Genomic DNA, 2717 nt, shown 5'->3' on the forward strand with positions numbered 1-2717 from the left:
CCGGCGCCGCCGGCCCCACCAGCCCGCGAGCCCGGCGGCCGACCACCTCCGGGCGGCGACGCTCCGCCCGGTCCGCCGTCCGACCGGCCACCAGCCCCGGGGCCAGGACCGTACCCGCCACCCGACCCGGGCCTGCGCCCGCCGAACAGCAGCGCCCGCGGGCTCGTCAGCGGTCGGCTGCGCACCGCCACGACGCCCAACACCTCGTACACCGTCTCCCGCACAGCCATGGGGTTCCTCCCGTTCACTCGACTCACTGACTCGCCGACTCATCGACTCACCGACTCACCGACTCACTGATCCACTGGCCCACTCAGTCGGCACGAACCAGCACGAACCTGCGCGAACCTGCGCGAGTCAGCATGAACCTGTATGAGTCAGCACGAACCAGCACCGACAGCTCCGACTCCCGGAGCCGCCGACGTCACGAAACCTACACAGAGCCACTGACAATCCACCCCAAGTAATCGAACACCAGCAGCCAGGGCCCATGCAGAGGATCAAGATGTGCCCCCTCCAGCCGCCCCCCTTCACCTCAACGGGCCAACATGTGCCCCTCAAGCCCTCACGAACCCTTGTGACCCCGTGAACCCCCTCGCACCCCCTCGAACCCCCCTCACACCCCCCTCGCACCCCCGTGCCCCCTGAGCCCGACGGGATTGTCAGTGCCGGGCGTTAGGGTCGGGGACCATGCGACTGCTGCATACCTCCGACTGGCATCTCGGGCGTTCGTTCCACCGGGAGAGCCTGCACGACGCCCAGCGCGCCTTCCTGGACCACCTGGTGGAAGTGGTCCGGTCCGAGGGCGTGGACGCCGTGCTGGTCGCCGGGGACGTCTACGACCGGGCGCTGCCGAGCCTGGACGCGGTCGCGCTGTTCGACGACGTGCTGCACCGGCTGGCCGACCTCGGGGTGCCGACGGTCTTCATCAGCGGCAACCACGACTCGGCCCGCCGCCTCGGGGTCGGTGCCGGCCTGATCGGCCGGGCCGGGATCCACCTGCGGACGGACCCGGGCGAGTGCGCCGAGCCGGTGCTGCTGGCGGACGAGCACGGGCCGGTGGCGGTGTACGGGCTGCCGTACCTGGAGCCGACGCTGGTGCGCGAGCGGTTCGGACTGGCCAAGGGCGGGCACGCGGCGGTGCTCGGCGCGGCGATGGACCAGGTCCGGGCCGACCTGGCGACGCGCCCCGCGGGCACCAGGGCGGTGGTGCTGGCGCACGCCTTCGTCACCGGGGGCACGGCGTCCGACAGCGAGCGGGACATCGCGGTCGGCGGGGTCGCCTCCGTCCCCGCCTCGGTGTTCGACGGGGTGCACTACGCCGCGCTCGGCCACCTGCACGGCTGCCAGACCCTCGCCCCGCACCTGCGCTACAGCGGCTCCCCGCTCGCCTACTCCTTCTCCGAGGCGCGCCAGCGCAAGACCATGTGGCTGGTCGACCTCGCGGCCGACGGCTCGGTGACGGCCGAGCGGGTGGACTGCCCGCGGCCCCGCCCGCTCGCCACCCTGCGCGACACGCTGGCGGCGCTGCTCACCGACGAGAAGTACACCGGGGACGAGCAGTCCTGGGTGCAGGCCACGCTCACCGACGCGGCCCGCCCGAGCGAACCGATGGAGAAGCTGCGCCGCCGCTTCCCGCACACCCTCCAGCTGCTGTTCGACCCCGAGGGCGGCGGGGACGAGCCGTCCCGGTCGTACGCGGCCCGGGTCAGCGGCCGGGAGGACCTGGAGATCGCCGAGGGCTTCCTGCGGCACGTCCGCCCCGGCGCCGAGCCGGCGCCGGACGAGCTGGGCTGGCTGCGCGAGGGCTTCGAGCGCGTCCGCGAAGGCGCCGACCGGAAGGCGGACCTGCCCCGATGAGGCTGCACCGGCTCACCGTCACCGCCTTCGGCCCGTTCGCGGGCAGCGAGACGGTGGACTTCGACGCGCTCGCCGCCGGCGGGCTGTTCCTGCTGCGCGGCGCGACCGGCGCGGGCAAGAGCAGCGTGTTGGACGCGGTCTGCTTCGCCCTCTACGGCGAGACGCCGAACGCCCGCCGGGCCAACCGGCTGCGCAGCGACCACGCCGCCCCCAAGCGGCTCACCCAGGTCGAACTGGAGCTGACACTGGGTGGGCGGCGGTTGCAGATCCTCCGGCTGCCCGAGCAGCGCCGGCCGAAGAAGGTCGGCACCGGCACCACCGTCGAACGGCCGCAGACCCTGCTGCGCGAGTGGGCCGCCGACGCGGGCGACGGCACCCCGGGCTGGCGGCCGGTCAGCACATCGCACCAGGAGGCCGGGGAGGAGATCCACCGGCTGATCGGCATGAGCCGCGAGCAGTTCTGCCAGGTGGTGCTGCTGCCCCAGGGCGACTTCGCCCGCTTCCTCAGGGGCGACTCCGAGGAACGCGGCAAACTGCTGCGCCGGCTGTTCGACACCGAGCGCTACGGGCACGTCGAGGCCTGGCTCGCCGAGCTACGGCGCGCCCAGGAGACGGCCGTCCAGGCCGGCCGGCGCCGGCTGCGGGACCTCGCCAGCAAGGCCGAACAGGCCGCCGGGCCGGGGGCCGAGCCCGCCGGGGCGTGGGTGCCGGCCGAGGACGACGACGCCGGGCTGACCGCCGGGCTGCTGGGCTGGGCGGCGATCCTGCGCGGCGGGGCGGCCGAGCAACTCGCCGTCGCCGAGGCCGCGCTCGCGGGCGCCGAAGCGGCGCAGCGGGCGGCCCAGCAAGACCGGGAG

Annotated in this window: 2 protein-coding genes; both read left to right on the top strand. The window is 74.2% G+C overall.

The features are described from left to right. The first annotated feature begins 690 nt into the window (after positions 1 to 690). Complete coding sequence (locus tag BG452_RS32345) at positions 691 to 1860, top strand: exonuclease SbcCD subunit D (RefSeq protein WP_188307917.1); 1170 nt, start codon at positions 691 to 693, stop codon at positions 1858 to 1860. Then, on the top strand, positions 1857 to 2717 hold an 861-nt coding region (locus BG452_RS32350), incomplete at its 3' end, for an AAA family ATPase (RefSeq protein WP_188307918.1). The genes BG452_RS32345 and BG452_RS32350, both read left to right, overlap by 4 nt.

The sequence above is a fragment of the Streptomyces sp. CBMA123 genome (assembly GCF_014596465.1).
GTDB lineage: Bacteria > Actinomycetota > Actinomycetes > Streptomycetales > Streptomycetaceae > Kitasatospora.